General features: G+C 71.3%; 16 protein-coding genes. 13 read left to right on the top strand and 3 right to left on the bottom strand.

Annotated features, from left to right (window positions below; all coding sequences use genetic code 11):
• From ABT034_RS16895 to ABT034_RS16885, 3 genes are all read left to right on the top strand, one after another.
• On the top strand, positions 1–1,239 hold the full coding sequence (locus ABT034_RS16895; protein WP_351215783.1) for a sensor histidine kinase: 1,239 nt from the start codon (positions 1–3) through the stop codon (positions 1,237–1,239).
• A 394-nt stretch (positions 1,240–1,633) separates the two neighbouring features.
• The gene (locus ABT034_RS16890) at positions 1,634–1,930 is read left to right on the top strand and encodes a DUF4193 domain-containing protein (protein WP_003955561.1); all 297 of its coding nucleotides are present in this window, start codon (positions 1,634–1,636) and stop codon (positions 1,928–1,930) included.
• An 11-nt stretch (positions 1,931–1,941) separates the two neighbouring features.
• Positions 1,942–2,970, top strand: a complete 1,029-nt coding sequence (locus tag ABT034_RS16885) for a hypothetical protein (RefSeq protein ID WP_351215781.1) — start codon at positions 1,942–1,944, stop codon at positions 2,968–2,970.
• A gap of 27 nt (positions 2,971–2,997) precedes the next feature.
• On the opposite strand, the gene ABT034_RS16880 is transcribed toward ABT034_RS16885, so the two are convergent.
• A complete protein-coding gene (locus ABT034_RS16880; protein ID WP_351215779.1) occupies positions 2,998–3,501 on the bottom strand; it encodes a DUF3093 domain-containing protein in 504 nt (167 codons plus the stop codon).
• 58 nt (positions 3,502–3,559) lie between these two features.
• On the opposite strand from ABT034_RS16880, the gene ABT034_RS16875 reads away from it, so the two are divergent.
• From ABT034_RS16875 to ABT034_RS16840, 8 genes are all read left to right on the top strand, one after another.
• Positions 3,560–4,144: a PaaI family thioesterase gene (locus ABT034_RS16875; RefSeq protein WP_351215777.1), complete on the top strand. Its 585-nt coding sequence runs from the start codon at positions 3,560–3,562 to the stop codon at positions 4,142–4,144.
• A complete protein-coding gene (gene dut / locus ABT034_RS16870) occupies positions 4,144–4,656 on the top strand; it encodes a dUTP diphosphatase (protein ID WP_351215775.1) in 513 nt (170 codons plus the stop codon). The genes ABT034_RS16875 and dut overlap by 1 nt, the downstream gene beginning before the upstream one ends.
• A 1-nt stretch (position 4,657) precedes the next feature.
• Positions 4,658–5,422 (top strand): DUF3710 domain-containing protein, encoded by a 765-nt coding sequence (locus tag ABT034_RS16865; RefSeq protein ID WP_351215773.1) that lies wholly within the window; start codon positions 4,658–4,660, stop codon positions 5,420–5,422.
• Positions 5,423–5,658: 236 nt separating this feature from the next.
• Entirely contained in the window at positions 5,659–6,327 is a 669-nt protein-coding gene (locus ABT034_RS16860) for an ABC transporter ATP-binding protein (RefSeq protein ID WP_284711844.1), read from the top strand.
• 109 nt (positions 6,328–6,436) lie between these two features.
• Positions 6,437–8,983, top strand: a complete 2,547-nt coding sequence (locus tag ABT034_RS16855; protein ID WP_351215771.1) for a DUF4118 domain-containing protein — start codon at positions 6,437–6,439, stop codon at positions 8,981–8,983.
• A 129-nt stretch (positions 8,984–9,112) separates the two neighbouring features.
• Positions 9,113–9,799: a response regulator gene (locus ABT034_RS16850; RefSeq protein WP_229315636.1), complete on the top strand. Its 687-nt coding sequence runs from the start codon at positions 9,113–9,115 to the stop codon at positions 9,797–9,799.
• A 105-nt stretch (positions 9,800–9,904) separates the two neighbouring features.
• Positions 9,905–10,303 (top strand): OB-fold nucleic acid binding domain-containing protein, encoded by a 399-nt coding sequence (locus ABT034_RS16845; protein ID WP_351215769.1) that lies wholly within the window; start codon positions 9,905–9,907, stop codon positions 10,301–10,303.
• Positions 10,304–10,306: 3 nt separating this feature from the next.
• Positions 10,307–11,050, top strand: a complete 744-nt coding sequence (locus tag ABT034_RS16840) for a DUF3159 domain-containing protein (protein WP_351215767.1) — start codon at positions 10,307–10,309, stop codon at positions 11,048–11,050.
• Positions 11,051–11,165: 115 nt separating this feature from the next.
• Here the strand turns inward: ABT034_RS16840 and ABT034_RS16835 are convergent, their stop codons facing one another.
• Both ABT034_RS16835 and ABT034_RS16830 read right to left on the bottom strand, forming a co-directional pair.
• Complete coding sequence (locus ABT034_RS16835; protein ID WP_351215765.1) at positions 11,166–11,846, bottom strand: potassium channel family protein; 681 nt, start codon at positions 11,844–11,846, stop codon at positions 11,166–11,168.
• Entirely contained in the window at positions 11,846–12,514 is a 669-nt protein-coding gene (locus ABT034_RS16830; protein WP_351215763.1) for a potassium channel family protein, read from the bottom strand. The genes ABT034_RS16835 and ABT034_RS16830 overlap by 1 nt, the downstream gene beginning before the upstream one ends.
• 234 nt (positions 12,515–12,748) lie before the next feature.
• Here ABT034_RS16830 and ABT034_RS16825 point away from each other — a divergent pair, with 234 nt between their 5' ends.
• The gene (locus ABT034_RS16825; protein WP_351215761.1) at positions 12,749–14,797 is read left to right on the top strand and encodes an APC family permease; all 2,049 of its coding nucleotides are present in this window, start codon (positions 12,749–12,751) and stop codon (positions 14,795–14,797) included.
• Between the two features lie 159 nt (positions 14,798–14,956).
• Positions 14,957–16,291: a class I SAM-dependent RNA methyltransferase gene (locus ABT034_RS16820; RefSeq protein ID WP_351215759.1), complete on the top strand. Its 1,335-nt coding sequence runs from the start codon at positions 14,957–14,959 to the stop codon at positions 16,289–16,291.
• Positions 16,292–16,559 lie beyond the last annotated feature (268 nt).

Here is a 16,559-nt window from a genome sequence, read left to right as displayed (position 1 = left end):
ATGGCCCCGACCTCCGCGCCCCACCCCCAGGCGCCCCCGAAGCCGACGTGGGACCCCAGGGACCCGGTCCGGCCGCTGCTGCGCCCCACCATCCGGATACGGCTCACGCTGCTGTACGGCGGGATGTTCCTGATCGCGGGCATCCTGCTGCTCTCGATCATCTACCTCTTCACCGCGCAGGCACTCACCGACAGCGCGGCCCAGCTGCCCTTCAAGATCGTCAAGGGGGAGGTGCAGCCCACCACGTCGTGGTGCGTCCTGCCCGACACGGGCACCGGGGAGCAGTTCAACGAGGCTGTCTCCGTCTGCCTCGGGTACCAGAGCGACCGCGCCCTCGACAACCTGCTGCGCCGCTCCCTCTTCGCCCTGCTCGGCCTGAGCATCGTCGCCTTCGCCTTCGGCTACGCCATGGCGGGACGGGTGCTCTCCCCGCTCGGCCGGATCACCCGTACCGCCCGTCAGGTGGCCGGCTCCGACCTGGCCCGCAGGATCGAGCTCGACGGCCCCGACGACGAGCTGAAGGAGCTCGCCGACACCTTCGACGAGATGCTGGAGCGCCTGGAGCGGGCCTTCTCCGCCCAGCACCGCTTCGTCGCGAACGCCTCGCACGAGCTGCGCACCCCGCTCGCGATCAACCGCACGCTCCTGGAGATCCACGTCTCGGATCCCGAGGCGCCGCTGGCGCTCCAGCAGCTGGGCAAGACCCTGCTCGCCACCAATGAGCGCAGCGAGCAGCTCGTGGAGGGCCTGCTGCTGCTCGCCCGGAGCGACAACCAGATCATCGACCGCAAGGCGGTCGACCTCGCGGAGGTCGCCTCCCGCGCGGTCGACCAGACGCACGCCGAGGCCGTCGCGAAGGGCGTGGAGATCCGGGGTGAGCGCGCTCCGGCGGTCGTCCAGGGCAACGGCGTCCTCCTGGAGCGGATCGCGTTGAACCTGCTCCAGAACGCCGTCCGGTACAACGTGCCGGAGGGCGGCTGGGTGGAGGTCACCACCGAGGCCCAGGACGGTCAGGCCGTCCTGGTCGTCTCCAACACGGGCCCCGTGGTCCCCGCGTACGAGATCGACAACCTGTTCGAACCGTTCCGGCGGCTCCGGCAGGAGCGCACCGGCAGCGACAAGGGAGTCGGCCTCGGCCTGTCGATCGCCCGGTCCGTGGCCCGCGCCCACGGCGGCCGTATCATCGCGGAGCCCCGCGAGGGCGGCGGCCTCGTGATGCGTGTCACTCTGCCGATCTGACACACTGCATGAGTCGACCGGTTCCGTTCGCTTTGCGCGGAATTCCAAGGCCCCGATCCTGAGACGCTCATGTGTGATCGATCACAGGAGGGGTGTCCGGACCTCCACTCTCCGTGACCGGGAAATCCCTCGGAAAGCCAGTAAAAGTCCGGGTTTCCGGGCCCTGGAATGACGGGAAGTACACGGGGTGGCGCCTGCGGGGGTCGCCCGCAGGACCGTGTACGGTCCGCTTCGCCACCCGAAGCCGATCACTCGCGAGAGGACGGGACGGGTGTCGATTGAGTAACAGACCTTGATGTGAGGCAAAATCTCCGCCTCAGGTCGGGCACAAGTCCGACCTCTCACGCGTTACCTGCGCTGGAGACACCGCAACCACCCAGAGGGGGAGAGCGACATGGCAACGGATTACGACACCCCACGCAAGACCGACGACGACGTCGATTCGGACAGCCTTGAAGAACTGAAGGCCCGCCGGAACGACAAGTCGACCTCGACCGTCGACGTCGACGAGTTCGAGGCCGCCGAAGGCCTGGAGCTTCCCGGCGCCGACCTCTCGAACGAGGAGCTGGCCGTCCGGGTCCTGCCCAAGCAGGCCGATGAGTTCACCTGCATGAGCTGCTTCCTCGTGCACCACCGCAGCCAGCTGGCCAGGGAGAAGAACGGCCAGCCGATCTGCCGCGACTGCGACTGAGGTCGTCGGCCGTGGCAGGCGACACACCGTCCCGGAAGCGGCGTCTGAGGCTCCCCGGGAGCCCGCGGACGCACAAGGGCGGCTCAGGACCGGCAGAGGGTGCCCACGAGGCATCTGACGCCGATCCCACGGCCTCCCTGCCCTCCCTCGGCGCACGTGACGACGAGCGAGGCCTCCCGGCCTCGCTCGAGGCGGTCGTCGGGCCGGACCCGGCGCGCCTGCCGGCGGAGGCGGGAGACAGTGACGCGTCGGTCGAGGCGCGGCAGGGCGGACGCTTCGGCGCCGTCAAACGGCTCGCCAACCCCGCGCGGGCCCAACTCGACAAGATCAAGATCGACTCCGACCGGATCGACGCCGTCCGGCGCGGCGTCGTGCAGGGCGTGAAGCGCGGCGGCGACAGCGCGAGGGCCGGAATCGGTCATCTGGCCGACCGGCTGATCGACCTCGCCCCGCGGATCCCCGTCCGCGATCTGGCGACCCTCCGCAAGCAGTTCCCCGGGCTCGGCCCCGAGCAGCTCGCCGACAAGCTCGTCGCCGGCGCGGCGAACGCGAGCTCGACCGTCGGCGCGGGCGTCGGTGCCGCCGCGATGCTCCCCGTACCCCCGGCCATGCCGGCGGAGCTCGCGGCCGAGATCACCGCCGTCGCCGCCGTGGAACTCAAACTCATCGCCGAACTGCACGAGGTCTACGGAGTGCGGCCCCCCGGCCGACTCAGCCAGCGTTCGGCGGCCTATCTGACCTCCTGGGCCGAGGAGCGGGGCATCGACCCCACCAAGCCCACCACGGTCAACGCGGCGCTCGGCGGACAGCTCAAGCGCGAGCTGCGCCAGCAGATCATGAAACGCATGGTGCGCAACCTGCCCATGCTCACGCCCTTCATGGTGGGCGCGGCCGTCGGCGCGGTCATGAACCGCCGCGACACCAAGAAACTCGCCGAGCACATCCGCAAGGACCTGCGCCGCCGCCAGGTCCCCTGGGACGCCCTCAGGGAACTGCCCCCGCTGGAACAGCCCGAGAACCCGAGGGAACTCGGCTTCTGACTTGAGGCCCCCAGGCCTCGGCCGACCTCAGCCCTCGGCGCCCGCGCGTTCGGCGTCGAGTGCGTCCGCCAGCGCCTGCGGCTCGCGGCTGGACAGGTACAGGTACGGCGTCGGGTCGGCCGGGTCCGTCACCTCGACCCGTACCGCCCGCGGCACATAGCCGCGCATCAACATGAAGGCGCGCGGATCGGCCTTGTACGTGCGCCAGGCGCGCGCCTCCTCGTCGTCGAGCACCTCGACCGCCCCCAGCGCCGAGACGGGCACCCGCGCGTCGCCCGCCACCAGCGAACCGGCCACCACCCGGATCCGGGCGGAGCCGTACGAGGACACCGCGGCCCCGGCGAGCACCGCCGCCACGATCAGGCCGCCCAGCATCGGGACCGTACCCAGCGGGAACATGATCAGGCCGCCGGAGAGACCCAGCAGACCCGCGATGACCCACCAGGAACGGGGCGCCGTCAGCCGCTCGTCGAAGCGCGGCGCGACGGGGGTCGCGGGGGAGGGGGCCGGGGACGGTGCGGAAGGCTGCATGTGTCCAAGCTTGGCACGGCGCGACCTGCGCCCATCCGCGCGGGTAAGGTCTGCGGCTGTGACTGCAACATCTGCCGCCCTCACCCCGCCGGCCGACGCCATACCGCCGGTACGCCACCCCGACGCGCCGGCTCCCGGCGAGCTGCTCGGTGCGCACTACGCGTACTGCTTCGGGTGCGGCGGCGGGCAGCCCCACGGCCTCCACCTGGAGGCACGCGCGGGCGCGGGCGTGACCGTCACCGCCGAATTCACGGTGACCCCCGACCACCAGGGCGCCCCCGGCCTCGCGCACGGCGGCGTGCTCGCCACCGCGCTCGACGAGACCCTCGGCTCCCTGAACTGGCTGCTGCGGGTCATCGCCGTGACCGGACGGCTCGAGACCGACTTCGTCCGGCCCGTCCCGGTGGGCACCGTGCTCCACCTGGAGGCCGAGGTCACCGCCGTGCACGGCCGCAAGATCTTCTCGACCGCGGTCGGCCGGATCGGCGGGCCCGAGGGCCCCGTCGCCGTCCGCGCCGACGCCCTCTTCGTCGAGGTCAAGGTCGACCACTTCATCGACAACGGCCGCCCGGAGGAGATCCAGGCCGCCATGTCCGACCCCGACCAGGTCCGGCGCGCCCGCGCCTTCGAGGTGAACCCCTGATGCGCAACCCTGTCGACGTACTGATCCGCCGGGTGGACCCGGACGTGCCGCTCCCGGCCTACGGCCACCCCGGCGACGCCGGGGCGGACCTCGTGACCACCGAGGCCGCCGTGCTGGCCCCCGGCGAGCGCGCCGTGCTGCCCACCGGCGTCTCCATCGCCCTCCCGGACGGGTACGCGGCCTTCGTGCACCCGCGCTCCGGGCTCGCCGCCCGCTGCGGAGTGGCGCTCGTGAATGCCCCGGGGACGGTGGATGCCGGGTACCGTGGAGAGATCAAGGTGATCGTGGTCAATCTCGACCCGCGCGAGACCGTGCGGTTCGAACGATTCGACCGCATCGCCCAACTTGTCGTCCAACAGGTCGAGAAGGTGCGCTTCCACGAGGTGGCGGAGCTTCCCGGCTCGGCGCGGGCCGAGGGGGGCTTCGGGTCCACCGGCGGTCATGCCGCCGTGGGCGGCACAACGGGTGGGAATCGATACGCTTCGGTCGTATCCGACCGGGAAGGACAGTGACGTGTTCGGACGTCGCAAGAAGAGCGGTGCCGCAGAGGACGCGGCGGGCGAGGCCGAGCAGGTCGTCGACGCGGTGGACGGCGAGGACGCGGACGACGCCGCTCCGCGCCGGATGAACCTTCCGCCGGCGCCCCGGCCCGACGGCCCCTGGGACATCTCCGAGGTCGCCAAGCCCGATGAGGGCCGCGTGGACCTGGGTGGCGTCTTCGTGCCCGGAGTCGAGGGCATGGAGCTGCGGGTCGAGGTGGCGGGCGACGCGATCGTCGCGGCCACCGTCGTCCTGCGCGACAGCGCCGTGCAGCTGCAGGCGTTCGCCGCGCCCAAGAACGAGGGCATCTGGGGCGAGGTCCGCGACGAGATCGCCACCGGCATCGTCGAGCAGGGCGGTGTCATCGACGAGGTCGAGGGCCCGCTGGGCTGGGAGCTCCGCGCCCAGGTCCCCGTACAGCTGCCGGACGGCAACCGAGGCGTGCAGCTGGTCCGCTTCGTCGGTGTCGACGGGCCCCGCTGGTTCCTGCGCGGAGTGATCTCCGGTCAGGGCGCGGTCCAGCCCGAGGCGGCCGGTCTCCTGGAGCAGATCGTCCGCGACACCGTGGTCGTCCGCGGCGACGGCCCGATGGCCCCGCGCGACCCGATCGTCCTCAAGCTGCCGAACGACGCGCAGATGGTGCCGGACGGCGTGCAGCAGGAGGAGCAGGAGAACTCCCGCTTCTCCGGCGGCATGGGCCAGCTCCAGCGCGGTCCGGAGATCTCCGAGATCCGCTGAGCGACAGCATCGTGGTGGGCCGGTGGGCCGCTTCCCGTACGTCTTGTACGGGGAGCGGCCCACCGGCCTTTCCGCGGGTATGCCTCCGTTATCCACAGGTCTGGCCGGCGGCTCTGGCCCCCGGGCCCGGCCGCGGACCATACTGGGCGCACATGTTCGAGGAGGGGGAGAACAGGGTGAGTGAGAGCAGCACGAGGTCCGCGACGGCCCTCGCCGAGGACCCGGCCGGCCCGCCGATGGTGCGCGTCGAGAACCTGCGCCGCTCGTACGGCACGGGCGAAGCGGCCGTCCACGCCCTGCGCGGGGTCTCCTTCGACATCCCGCGCGGCGAGCTCGTCGCCCTCAAGGGCCGCTCGGGTTCCGGGAAGACGACGCTGCTCAACCTCGTGGGCGGCCTCGACAGCGCCGACGGGGGCTCGATCGTCATCGACGGCGTCGACCTCTCCACCCTCGGTGAGAACGGGCTGCTCGAGCTGCGCCGCGACCGCATCGGCTTCATCTTCCAGTCCTTCGGACTGCTCCCCATCCTGTCCGCCGCCGAGAACGTCGGCGTACCCATGCGGCTGCGCAAGGCGGACCCGAAGGAGCGCGAGGAGCGGGTGGCCCTCCTCCTCGGCCTCGTGGGCCTCGCCGACCACGCGGCGCAGCGGCCCGGTGAGCTCTCCGGCGGCCAGCAGCAGCGGGTCGCCATCGCCCGCGCCCTCGCCAACAAGCCGGCGCTGCTGATAGCCGACGAGCCCACGGGGCAGCTGGACGCGGAGACCGGGCTCGCCGTCATGCAGCTGCTGCGCGCGGTGGTGCGCAGCGAGGGCTGTACGGCCCTGGTAGCCACCCACGACCCCCAGCTCCTGGGGCTCGCGGACCGGGTCCTTGAGCTGAGCGACGGCGAGATCATCGAGCACTGAGCGAGAGGGCGGGGGAAACGGCACCGCGCGATATCAGGATCACGTCAAGACCGCACCGGCCACTTCCCCGCGTACGGAATGTCCCCATCGGCGGACGTATGGTCGACCCATGGGACGCGGCAAGCTTCGGATCTACCTCGGCGCTGCGCCGGGCGTCGGCAAGACCTACGCGATGCTCTCCGAGGGGCACCGCCGGGTGGAGCGCGGCACGGACTGCGTCGTGGCGTTCGTGGAGCACCACGGGCGGCCGCGCACGGAGGTCATGCTGCACGGCATCGAGCAGGTGCCGCGCCGGAGCCTGGAATACCGCGGGGCCGCCTTCACGGAGATGGACATCGACGCCGTCCTGGCCCGCCGCCCCGCCGTCGCCCTCGTCGACGAGCTCGCCCACACGAACGTCCCCGGCTCCCGCAACCCCAAGCGGTGGCAGGACGTCGCCGAGCTCCTCGCGGCCGGGATCGACGTCATATCGACCGTCAACATCCAGCATCTGGAGTCGCTGGGCGACGTCGTCGAGGCGATCACGGGCGTACGGCAGCGGGAGACCGTCCCCGACGAGGTCGTCCGCCGGGCCGACCAGATCGAGCTGGTCGACATGTCGCCCGAGGCCCTGCGGCGCCGGATGGCCCACGGCAACGTCTACACCTCGGACAAGGTCGACGCCGCCCTCTCCAACTACTTCCGCCCCGGCAACCTCACGGCCCTGCGCGAGCTGGCCCTGCTCTGGACCGCCGACCGGGTCGACGAGTACCTCCAGCGGTACCGGGGCGAGCACAACATCCGCTCCACCTGGCAGGCCAGGGAGCGCATCGTCGTCGGCCTGACCGGCGGACCCGAGGGCCGCACGCTCATACGACGTGCCACCCGGCTCGCGGAGAAGGGCGCCGGCGGCGAGGTCCTCGCCGTCTACATAGCCCGCAGCGACGGGCTCACCGCGGCCTCCCCCAAGGAGCTGGCCGTCCAACGCACCCTCGTCGAAGACCTCGGCGGAACGTTCCACCACGTCATCGGCGACGACATCCCCTCCGCGCTCCTGGAGTTCGCCCGCGGGGTCAACGCCACCCAGATCGTCCTCGGCTCCAGCCGCCGCCGCACCTGGCAGTACGTGCTCGGCCCCGGCGTCGGCCAGACCGTGGCCCGGGACTCCGGGACCGACCTCGACGTCCACATCGTCACCCACGGCGAGGTCGCCAAGGGGCGCGGCCTGCCCGTCGCCCGGGGCGCCCGCCTCGGCCGCTCCCGGATCCTCGGCGGCTGGGTGGTCGGCGTGGCGGGCCCCGCCGCCCTCGCCCTGCTCCTCACCCATGTCGACGCCGACCTCGGTCTCGCCAACGACATGCTGCTCTTCCTCGCCCTGACCGTCGCCTCGGCCCTCCTCGGCGGGTTCCTGCCGGCGCTCGCCTCGGCCGCCGCCGGCTCGCTCCTCCTCAACTGGTTCTTCACCCCGCCCGTCCACCGGCTCACCATCGCCGACCCCAAGAACATCGTCGCCATCGCCGTCTTCTTCGGCGTCGCCATGGCGGTCGCCTCCGTGGTGGACCTCGCCGCACGGCGTACCCACCAGGCCGCCCGGCTGCGCGCCGAGTCCGAGGTGCTCTCCTATCTCGCCGGCAGCGTGCTGCGCGGCGAGACCAGTCTCGACGCCCTGCTCGAACGGGTCCGCGAGACCTTCTCCATGGAGTCCGTGGCCCTGCTGGAGCGGGTGGACGAGGTCGAGCCGTGGACGCGGGCGGCGAGCGTGGGGCCCCACCCGGCGGCCCGGCCCGAGGAGGCGGACGTGGACATGCCGGTCGGCGACCGCCTCGCCCTCGCCCTGTCCGGCCGTGTGCTGCCCGCGGAGGACCGGCGCGTCCTCGGCGCCTTCGCCGCCCAGGCGGCGGTCGTCCTCGACCGGCAGCGGCTCGTGGGCGAGGCGGAGGAGGCCCGGAAACTGGCCGAGGGCAACAAGATCCGTACCTCCCTGCTCGCCGCCGTCAGCCACGACCTGCGGACACCGCTCGCGAGCATCAAGGCCTCCGTCTCCTCGCTGCGCTCCGACGACGTCGAATGGTCCGAGCAGGACAGCGCCGAGCTCCTGGAGGGCATCGAGGCCGGCGCCGACCGCCTCGACCACCTCGTCGGCAACCTCCTCGACATGTCCCGCCTCCAGACCGGCACCGTCACCCCCCTGATCCGTACCGTCGACCTCGACGAGGTCGTCCCCATGGCGCTCGGGGGAGTGCCCGACGGCAGCGCCGAGCTGGACATCCCCGAGACGCTGCCCATGGTCGAGGTCGACAAGGGCCTCCTTGAGCGGGCCGTCGCCAACATCGTGGAGAACGCCGTCAAGTACAGCCCCGAGGGCGCGCCCGTCGCCGTCGCCGCCAGCACCCTGGGGGACCGCGTCGAGCTCCGGGTCGTGGACCGGGGCCCAGGCGTGCCCGACGAGGCCAAGGACGGCATCTTCGAACCCTTCCAGCGGTTCGGCGACGCCCCCCGCGGCGCCGGGGTCGGCCTCGGCCTCGCGGTGGCCCGCGGCTTCGTCGAGGCCATGGGCGGCACGCTCGGCGCCGAGGACACCCCCGGCGGCGGGCTCACCATGGTGCTCACGCTCCGGGCCGCGCGGGGCGGGCCCCCGACCCCGGCCGCCGACCTCCCGGCGCACGCGGTCACCTGAGCCCTGGTCGCCGCACCCGCCCGCAGGCGCCCGACCCTCGGCCGCGCCCACGCCCGCCCCCTCGTTCACCCGATCTCCGTTCACCGTCTCCGTACAGCAGCGCCCTCAGCAGAAGGAAGGTCCCCCTCCATGACCCGGGTCCTCGTGGTCGACGACGAGCCGCAGATCGTCCGCGCCCTGGTGATCAACCTCAAGGCGCGGAAGTACGAGGTCGACGCCGCGCCCGACGGTGCCACCGCCCTCCGGCTCGCCGCCGAACGCCACCCCGACGTCGTCGTCCTCGACCTCGGCCTGCCCGACATGGACGGCGTCGAGGTCATCAAGGGCCTGCGCGGCTGGACCCGGGTGCCGATCCTCGTCCTCTCGGCCCGGCAGACATCCGACGAGAAGGTCGAGGCGCTCGACGCCGGCGCCGACGACTACGTCACCAAGCCCTTCGGCATGGACGAGCTGCTCGCCCGGCTGCGCGCGGCCGTCCGCCGCGCCGAGCCGGTCGGCGGCGCCGAGGACGGCGTCGTGGTCGTCGAGACCGAGGGCTTCACCGTCGACCTGGCGGCGAAGAAGGTCCACCGCGACGGCCGGGACGTCCGGCTCACCCCCACCGAATGGCACCTCCTCGAAGTCCTGGTCCGCAACAGCGGCCGACTGGTCAGCCAGAAACAGCTGCTCCAGGAGGTCTGGGGACCCTCGTACGGAACGGAGACCAACTACCTGCGGGTGTACATGGCGCAGCTGCGGCGCAAGCTGGAGAGCGACCCCTCCCACCCGCGCCACTTCGTCACCGAACCGGGCATGGGTTACCGCTTCGAACGCTGATCGGGCGGGTGCTCCGGAGCCGGTACCGGTGACAGCTCCCGGGCCGGTACCGGAGACAGCTCCCGGGCCGGTCCCGGTGGCAGTGGTGGCCGGTACGCTTTCTGTATGAGTGCTGCACCGCGTACAGAGAAGCCGGCCGGTAGGTTCCGCCGGATGCTCGACCGGCTCTCCTCCTCCGTGGAGGACCTGGAGTCGGAGGAGCTCCAGGAGGACGCCGAGGCGTCGGGGTGCACGCGTATCTGCGACTGCTCCGACCGCCAGATAGTCAAGGTGACTGGTACCTTGCGCACGGTCACGCTGCGCCCCCGGGCCGGTGTCCCCGCGTTGGAGGCCGAGCTCTTCGACGGCACCGCACCGCTCGACGTCGTGTGGCTCGGTCGGCGCTCCATCGTGGGCATCGAGCCCGGCCGCAAGCTGATCGCCTCCGGCCGGATCTCCATGAGCCACGGCCGGCGGGTCCTCTTCAACCCCAAATACGAGCTCCGACCGCTCGGACAGGAGTAGCCGGTGACGTCCCTCGACAAGCCGACCACCACCACGGACCAGGACGCCCAGGCCGCGAAGGAGGTCACCGAGGCCGCGCTGTTCGAGGCCTTCGGCGGCCTGCGGGGCATGGTCGAGACGGTCCTGCCGGGCCTGCTGTTCGTCACGATCTTCACGATCAACAAGGACCTGCACATCTCGGCGATCGCCGCCCTCGCGGTCTCGCTGGTCCTGGTCGCCGTCCGGCTGGTCCGACGGGACACCGTCAAGCACGCGTTCAGCGGCGTCTTCGGGGTCGCCTTCGGCGTGGTCTTCGCGATGATGACCGGCAACGCCAAGGACTTCTACCTGCCGGGCATGCTGTACACCCTGGGCCTCGCCCTCGCGTACATCGTGACGACGATCGCCGGGGTCCCGCTGATCGGCCTGATCCTGGGCCCGGTCTTCAAGGAGAACCTCTCCTGGCGCACCCGTAACCCGGGCCGGAAGAAGGCGTACGCGAAGGCCAGCTGGGCCTGGGGCCTGATCCTGCTCGGCAAGTGCGCGATCCTCTTCCCGATGTACTGGTGGGCCGACACGACCAAGTTCGGCTGGGTCCTCGTCGCGCTCAAGATCCCGCCGTTCCTGCTCGCGGTCTACCTCACCTGGATGTTCCTCGCGAAGGCGCCGCCGCCGATCGACGTCTTCGCCGAGATGGAGGCCGAGGAGCGCGCGGAGAAGGAGCGCGAGGCGGCCGCGGCCGCGCAGCGGAGCACCCCGGAGGCCTGAGCCCCGTACGACCAAGGCACCACGCGTGAGGGCCCGGACCTGACGAACAGGTCTGGGCCCTCACGTACGTACACAGGGCGGTCGCCGCGGCGGCCGCCCTAGGTCAAGCGCGTGCTCAGGACTCGGGATCGGCCTCGCGGCGGACCTGGAGCAGGTCCTCCAGCTGCTCCTCGCGGGCCTGCGCGGCCACGAACAGCAGCTCGTCGCCCGCCTCCAGGGTCTCCTCGGGGCTCGGCGTGAGCACCCGCGAACCGCGGATGATCGTCACGAGCGAGGTGTCCTGCGGCCAGGCGACGTCCCCGACCGTGGTGCCGGCGACCGCCGACTCCGGCGGCAGCGTCAGCTCGACCAGGTTTGCGTCGCCGTGGCTGAAGCGGAGCAGCCGGACCAGGTCGCCGACGCTCACCGCCTCCTCGACCAGGGCCGACATCAGACGCGGCGTCGAGACGGCGACGTCCACGCCCCACGCCTCGGTGAACAGCCACTCGTTCTTCGGGTTGTTCACCCGGGCGACGACCCGCGGCACGCCGTACTCCGTCTTGGCGAGCAGCGAGACGACGAGGTTCACCTTGTCGTCGCCGGTCGCCGCGATCACCACGTTGCAGCGCTGGAGCGCCGCCTCGTCGAGCGAGGTGATCTCGCAGGCGTCGGCGAGCAGCCACTCCGCCTGCGGCACCCGCTCCACCGAGATGGCGGTCGGCGCCTTGTCGACGAGGAGTACCTCGTGCCCGTTCTCCAGGAGCTCGCCCGCGATGGAACGGCCCACCGCACCCGCGCCCGCAATAGCGACACGCATCAGTGACCGCCCTCCTCGGGACCCTCGGCGAAGGCCTCCTCGACCTTCGCGATCTCGTCCGTACGCATCATCACGTGCACCAGGTCACCTTCCTGGAGCACCGTCTGCGACGTGGGGATGATCGCCTCACCGAGCCGGGTCAGGAACGCGACGCGCACCCCCGTCTCGTCCTGGAGCCGGCTGATCTTGTGGCCGATCCAGGCCGGTGAGGTGTGCACCTCGGCGAGCTGCACCCCACCGCTCGGGTCCGTCCACAGCGGCTCCGCACCCGAGGGCAGCAGGCGCCGCAGCATCTGGTCGGCGGTCCAGCGGACCGTGGCGACCGTCGGGATGCCGAGGCGCTGGTAGACCTCGGCGCGACGCGGGTCGTAGATCCGCGCCGCCACGTTCTCGATGCCGAACATCTCGCGCGCGACCCGCGCCGCGATGATGTTCGAGTTGTCGCCGCTGCTCACCGCGGCGAAGGCACCGGCGTCCTCGATCCCGGCCTCGCGCAGCGTGTCCTGGTCGAAGCCCACGCCCGTGACGCGCCGACCGCCGAAACCCGACCCCAGACGACGGAAGGCCGTCGGGTCCTGGTCCACGACCGCGACGGTGTGCCCCTGCTGTTCGAGGGTCTGCGCGAGAGCGGCTCCCACTCGCCCGCAGCCCATGATGACGATGTGCACGTCCCCTTACCCCGCACTCCTGATCGCCCTACTGACCTGCGAAAACACCCTGCTCACAACACTCCTCGCCCGATGCGCCCGGGCCGCGGCGGGCGACACCCTGCCGGTTCGCCCGGTCCGAGCTTAAGCGGCAACACTGGCGGGGACCGCATTCGAGGTGGTACTGAGGGAGATTCCGTGCCGATCGGGGGTGCCGGTGAGCATGGCGGATTTCGAACGCTTACGATCCTCTCCGTGTCCAAACTGACCGACGTGCCCAAACGGATCCTGATCGGGCGGGCCCTGCGCAGCGACAAGCTCGGAGAGACCCTCCTCTCGAAGCGCATCGCCCTTCCCGTCTTCGCCTCCGACCCGCTGTCCTCGGTGGCGTACGCACCCGGCGAGGTGCTGCTCGTCCTCTCCGTCGCGGGTCTGTCGGCCTACCACTTCAGCCCGTGGATCGCCCTCGCGGTCGTCGTCCTGATGTTCACGGTGGTCGCGTCCTACCGGCAGAACGTCCACGCGTACCCGAGCGGAGGCGGCGACTACGAGGTCGCCAACACCAACCTCGGGCCGAAGGCGGGACTCACCGTCGCGAGCGCCCTGCTCGTCGACTACGTCCTGACCGTGGCCGTGTCGATCTCCTCGGGCATCGAGAACCTCGGCTCCGCGATCCCCTTCGTCGTCGAGCACAAGGTGGCCTGCGCGGTCGGCGTCATCGTGCTGCTGACGGTGATGAACCTGCGCGGGGTGAAGGAGTCGGGCTCGCTCTTCGCGATCCCGACCTACGTCTTCGTCGCCGGCGTCTTCCTCATGATCGCCTGGGGCGCGTACAAGGGGATCGTCCTCGACGAGACCATGAAGGCCCCCACCGCCGACTTCGAGATCAAGCCGGAGCACCAGGGCCTGGCCGGATTCGCGCTTGTCTTCCTCCTCCTGCGCGCCTTCTCCTCCGGCTGCGCCGCCCTCACCGGCGTCGAGGCCATCTCCAACGGCGTCCCCGCCTTCCGCAAGCCGAAGTCGAAGAACGCCGCCACCACGCTCGCCCTCATGGGCGGCCTCGCCGTCACCATGTTCTGCGGCATCATCTTCCTGGCCATGGCCACCGACGTCAGGATGGCCGAGAAGCCCGCCCACGACCTGCTCCACAACGGTGTGCCGGTCGGCGAGGGCTACGTCCAGGACCCGGTCATCTCCCAGGTCGCGGCCGCCGTCTTCGGCGACGGAACGTTCTTGTTCGTCGTCCTCGCCGCCGCCACCGCGCTCGTTCTGTTCCTGGCCGCCAACACCGCGTACAACGGCTTCCCGCTCCTCGGCTCGATCCTCGCCCAGGACCGGTACCTGCCGCGCCAGCTGCACACCCGCGGCGACCGCCTCACCTTCTCCAACGGCATCGTGCTCCTCGCCGGCGCCGCCGCGCTCCTCGTCTGGGTCTACGGAGCCGACTCGACCAAGCTGATCCAGCTGTACATCGTCGGCGTCTTCGTCTCCTTCACCCTCAGCCAGACCGGCATGGTCCGGCACTGGAACCGGCACCTGAAGTCGGAGCGCGACCCGGCCAAGCGCCGCCACATGATCCGCTCCCGCGCGATCAACGCCTTCGGCGCCTTCTTCACCGGCCTGGTCCTCGTGGTCGTCCTCGCCACCAAGTTCACCCACGGCGCCTGGGTCGCCCTGCTCGGCATGGTGATCTTCTACGGGACGATGTCCGCGATCCGCAAGCACTACGACTCGGTCGCCGCGGAGATCGCCGCCGCCGAGGAACGCCCCGACGAGTACGTGCGCCCGTCCCGGGTCCGCTCCGTCGTCCTGGTCTCCCGGCTCCACAAGCCGACCCTGCGCGCCCTCGCGTACGCCAAGCTGCTCCACGCCCACGAGCTGGAGGCGCTCACGGTCAGCGTCGACCCGGCCGAGACCAAGGCGCTCAAGGAGGAGTGGACCCGCCGCGGCATCAACGTCCCGCTGAAGATCCTCGACTCTCCCTACCGCGAGATCACCCGGCCGGTCGTCGAGTACGTGAAGAACATCCGCCGCGAGAGCCCGCGCGACGCCGTCTCCGTCTACATCCCCGAGTACGTCGTCGGCCACTGGTACGAGCACCTACTGCACAACCAGAGCGCCCTGCGGCTCAAGGGCCGGCTGCTCTTCACGCCGGGCGTGATGGTGACCTCCGTCCCCTACCAGCTCCGCTCCTCCGAGGTCGCGAAGAAGCGGGCCAGGAAGAACCAGGACTGGAACGCGCCGGGCTCGGTGCGCCGAGGCCCGGTGGAGAAGGGCCACAAGGAGAACTCGGGCAAGGGCTGAGGGCCGAGAGGCTCCTTGTACGGCCAAGGGCGTCTCGCGGCTGAGGGGCCGGGAGGCTCCTCGTGCCGCCGAGGCGTCTCGCACGCCCACCGGCACGTAGACTGGTGGGCTGCCGCGGTGCGGCAGCCCACCTCTCTCTTTCTCTGGAGTCTCCCCGTCATGCAGAACGCGAACGCACCTGAGTCGTCGCTCATCGGGGAGGAGTACGAGGTCGAGGTCGGCCCGGTGGCCCACGGCGGCCACTGCATCGCCCGCACCGAGGGGGGCCGCGTCCTCTTCGTCCGTCACGCCCTGCCCGGCGAGAAGGTCGTCGCCCGCGTCACCGAGGGCGAGGAGACCTCCCGTTTCCTGCGCGCCGACGCGATCACGATCCTCGACGCCTCCAAGGACCGCGTGGAGGCCCCCTGCCCCTTCGCAGGCCCCGGGAAGTGCGGCGGCTGCGACTGGCAGCACGCCAAGCCCGGCGCACAGCGCCGCCTCAAGGGCGAGGTCATCGCCGAGCAGCTCCAGCGGCTCGCCGGGCTCACCCCCGAGGAAGCCGGCTGGGACGGCACCGTCATGCCCGCCGAGGGCGACAAGCTCCCGCCGGGCGAGGTCCCGCAGTGGCGGACCCGCGTCCAGTACGCGGTCGACGCCGAGGGCCACGCGGGCCTGCGCAAGCACCGCTCGCACGAGGTCGAGATCATCGACCACTGCATGATCGCCGCCCAGGGCGTCTCGGAGCTCGGCATCGAGAAGCGGACCTGGGAGGGCATGGCGTCCATCGAGGCCATCGCCGCCTCGGGATCGAACGACCGCCAGGTCATCCTCGCCCCCCGCCCCGGCGCCCGCCTCCCCCTGGTGGAGCTGGACAAGCCGGTCTCCGTGATGCGGGTCGACGAGAACGACGGCGGCATCCACCGCGTCCACGGCCGCGCCTTCGTCCGCGAGCGGGCCGACGGCCGCACCCACCGCGTCGGCAGCGGCGGCTTCTGGCAGGTGCACCCGAAGGCCGCCGAGACCCTCATGCTCGCCGTCATGCAGGGCCTGACCCCCCGCAAGGGCGAGACGGCCCTCGACCTCTACTGCGGCGTCGGCCTCTTCGCGGGCGCCCTCGCCGACCGCGTCGGCGACCAGGGCGCGGTCCTCGGCATCGAGTCCGGCAAGCGCGCGGTGGAGGACGCCCGCCACAACCTGGCCGACTTCCCGCGCGTCCGCATCGAACAGGGCAAGGTCGAGTCGGTCCTCCCTCGCACGGGCATCACCGAGGTCGACCTGATCGTCCTGGACCCCCCGCGCGCCGGCGCCGGCAAGCAGACGGTCCACCACCTCGCAGGCCTCGGCGCCCGCCGCATCGCCTACGTGGCCTGCGACCCGGCAGCCCTGTCCCGAGACCTGGCGTACTTCGCGGAGCGGGGCTACAAGGTACGGACGCTGAGGGCGTTCGACCTGTTCCCGATGACGCACCACGTGGAGTGTGTGGCGATCCTGGAGCCGGTGAAGAAGGACGTCTGACCTGGGGTTTTGCGGGTACGCGGTATGTGCGGTGTGGGCGTGACGGGCGATGTCTTGACGCTGAGATGACGCTCGTTCTGATGGAGTGTCAGTCGATTGCCGGGGAGGGCCAGGCCGCGGCGCGCACCGATGAACAGACGCTCTGCGGCGAAAGCGACGGAGCACGGCGAGCGAAGCTCGTCGGCTCCGTTTCGCTCTTGTGCGGTCGATGAGGAAGCGTTGCCGACCATTGCCTGAGAAGGCAGTGCCTATCGCCTCGACGCGCGGC

The organism is Streptomyces sp. NPDC002773 (assembly GCF_040295605.1).
In the GTDB taxonomy this organism is placed as follows: domain Bacteria; phylum Actinomycetota; class Actinomycetes; order Streptomycetales; family Streptomycetaceae; genus Streptomyces.
This window is presented reverse-complemented; position numbering and strand designations above follow the sequence as displayed.

Coding starts and splice junctions, on each gene's coding strand:
- ABT034_RS16895 (WP_351215783.1), top strand. CDS start 1: ATGGCCCCGACCTCCGCGCCCCACCCCCAGGCGCCCCCGAAGCCGACG.
- ABT034_RS16890 (WP_003955561.1), top strand. CDS start 1,634: ATGGCAACGGATTACGACACCCCACGCAAGACCGACGACGACGTCGAT.
- ABT034_RS16880 (WP_351215779.1), bottom strand. CDS start 3,501: ATGCAGCCTTCCGCACCGTCCCCGGCCCCCTCCCCCGCGACCCCCGTC.
- dut (WP_351215775.1), top strand. CDS start 4,144: ATGCGCAACCCTGTCGACGTACTGATCCGCCGGGTGGACCCGGACGTG.
- ABT034_RS16860 (WP_284711844.1), top strand. CDS start 5,659: ATGGTGCGCGTCGAGAACCTGCGCCGCTCGTACGGCACGGGCGAAGCG.
- ABT034_RS16855 (WP_351215771.1), top strand. CDS start 6,437: ATGGGACGCGGCAAGCTTCGGATCTACCTCGGCGCTGCGCCGGGCGTC.
- ABT034_RS16850 (WP_229315636.1), top strand. CDS start 9,113: ATGACCCGGGTCCTCGTGGTCGACGACGAGCCGCAGATCGTCCGCGCC.
- ABT034_RS16845 (WP_351215769.1), top strand. CDS start 9,905: ATGAGTGCTGCACCGCGTACAGAGAAGCCGGCCGGTAGGTTCCGCCGG.
- ABT034_RS16835 (WP_351215765.1), bottom strand. CDS start 11,846: ATGCGTGTCGCTATTGCGGGCGCGGGTGCGGTGGGCCGTTCCATCGCG.
- ABT034_RS16820 (WP_351215759.1), top strand. CDS start 14,957: ATGCAGAACGCGAACGCACCTGAGTCGTCGCTCATCGGGGAGGAGTAC.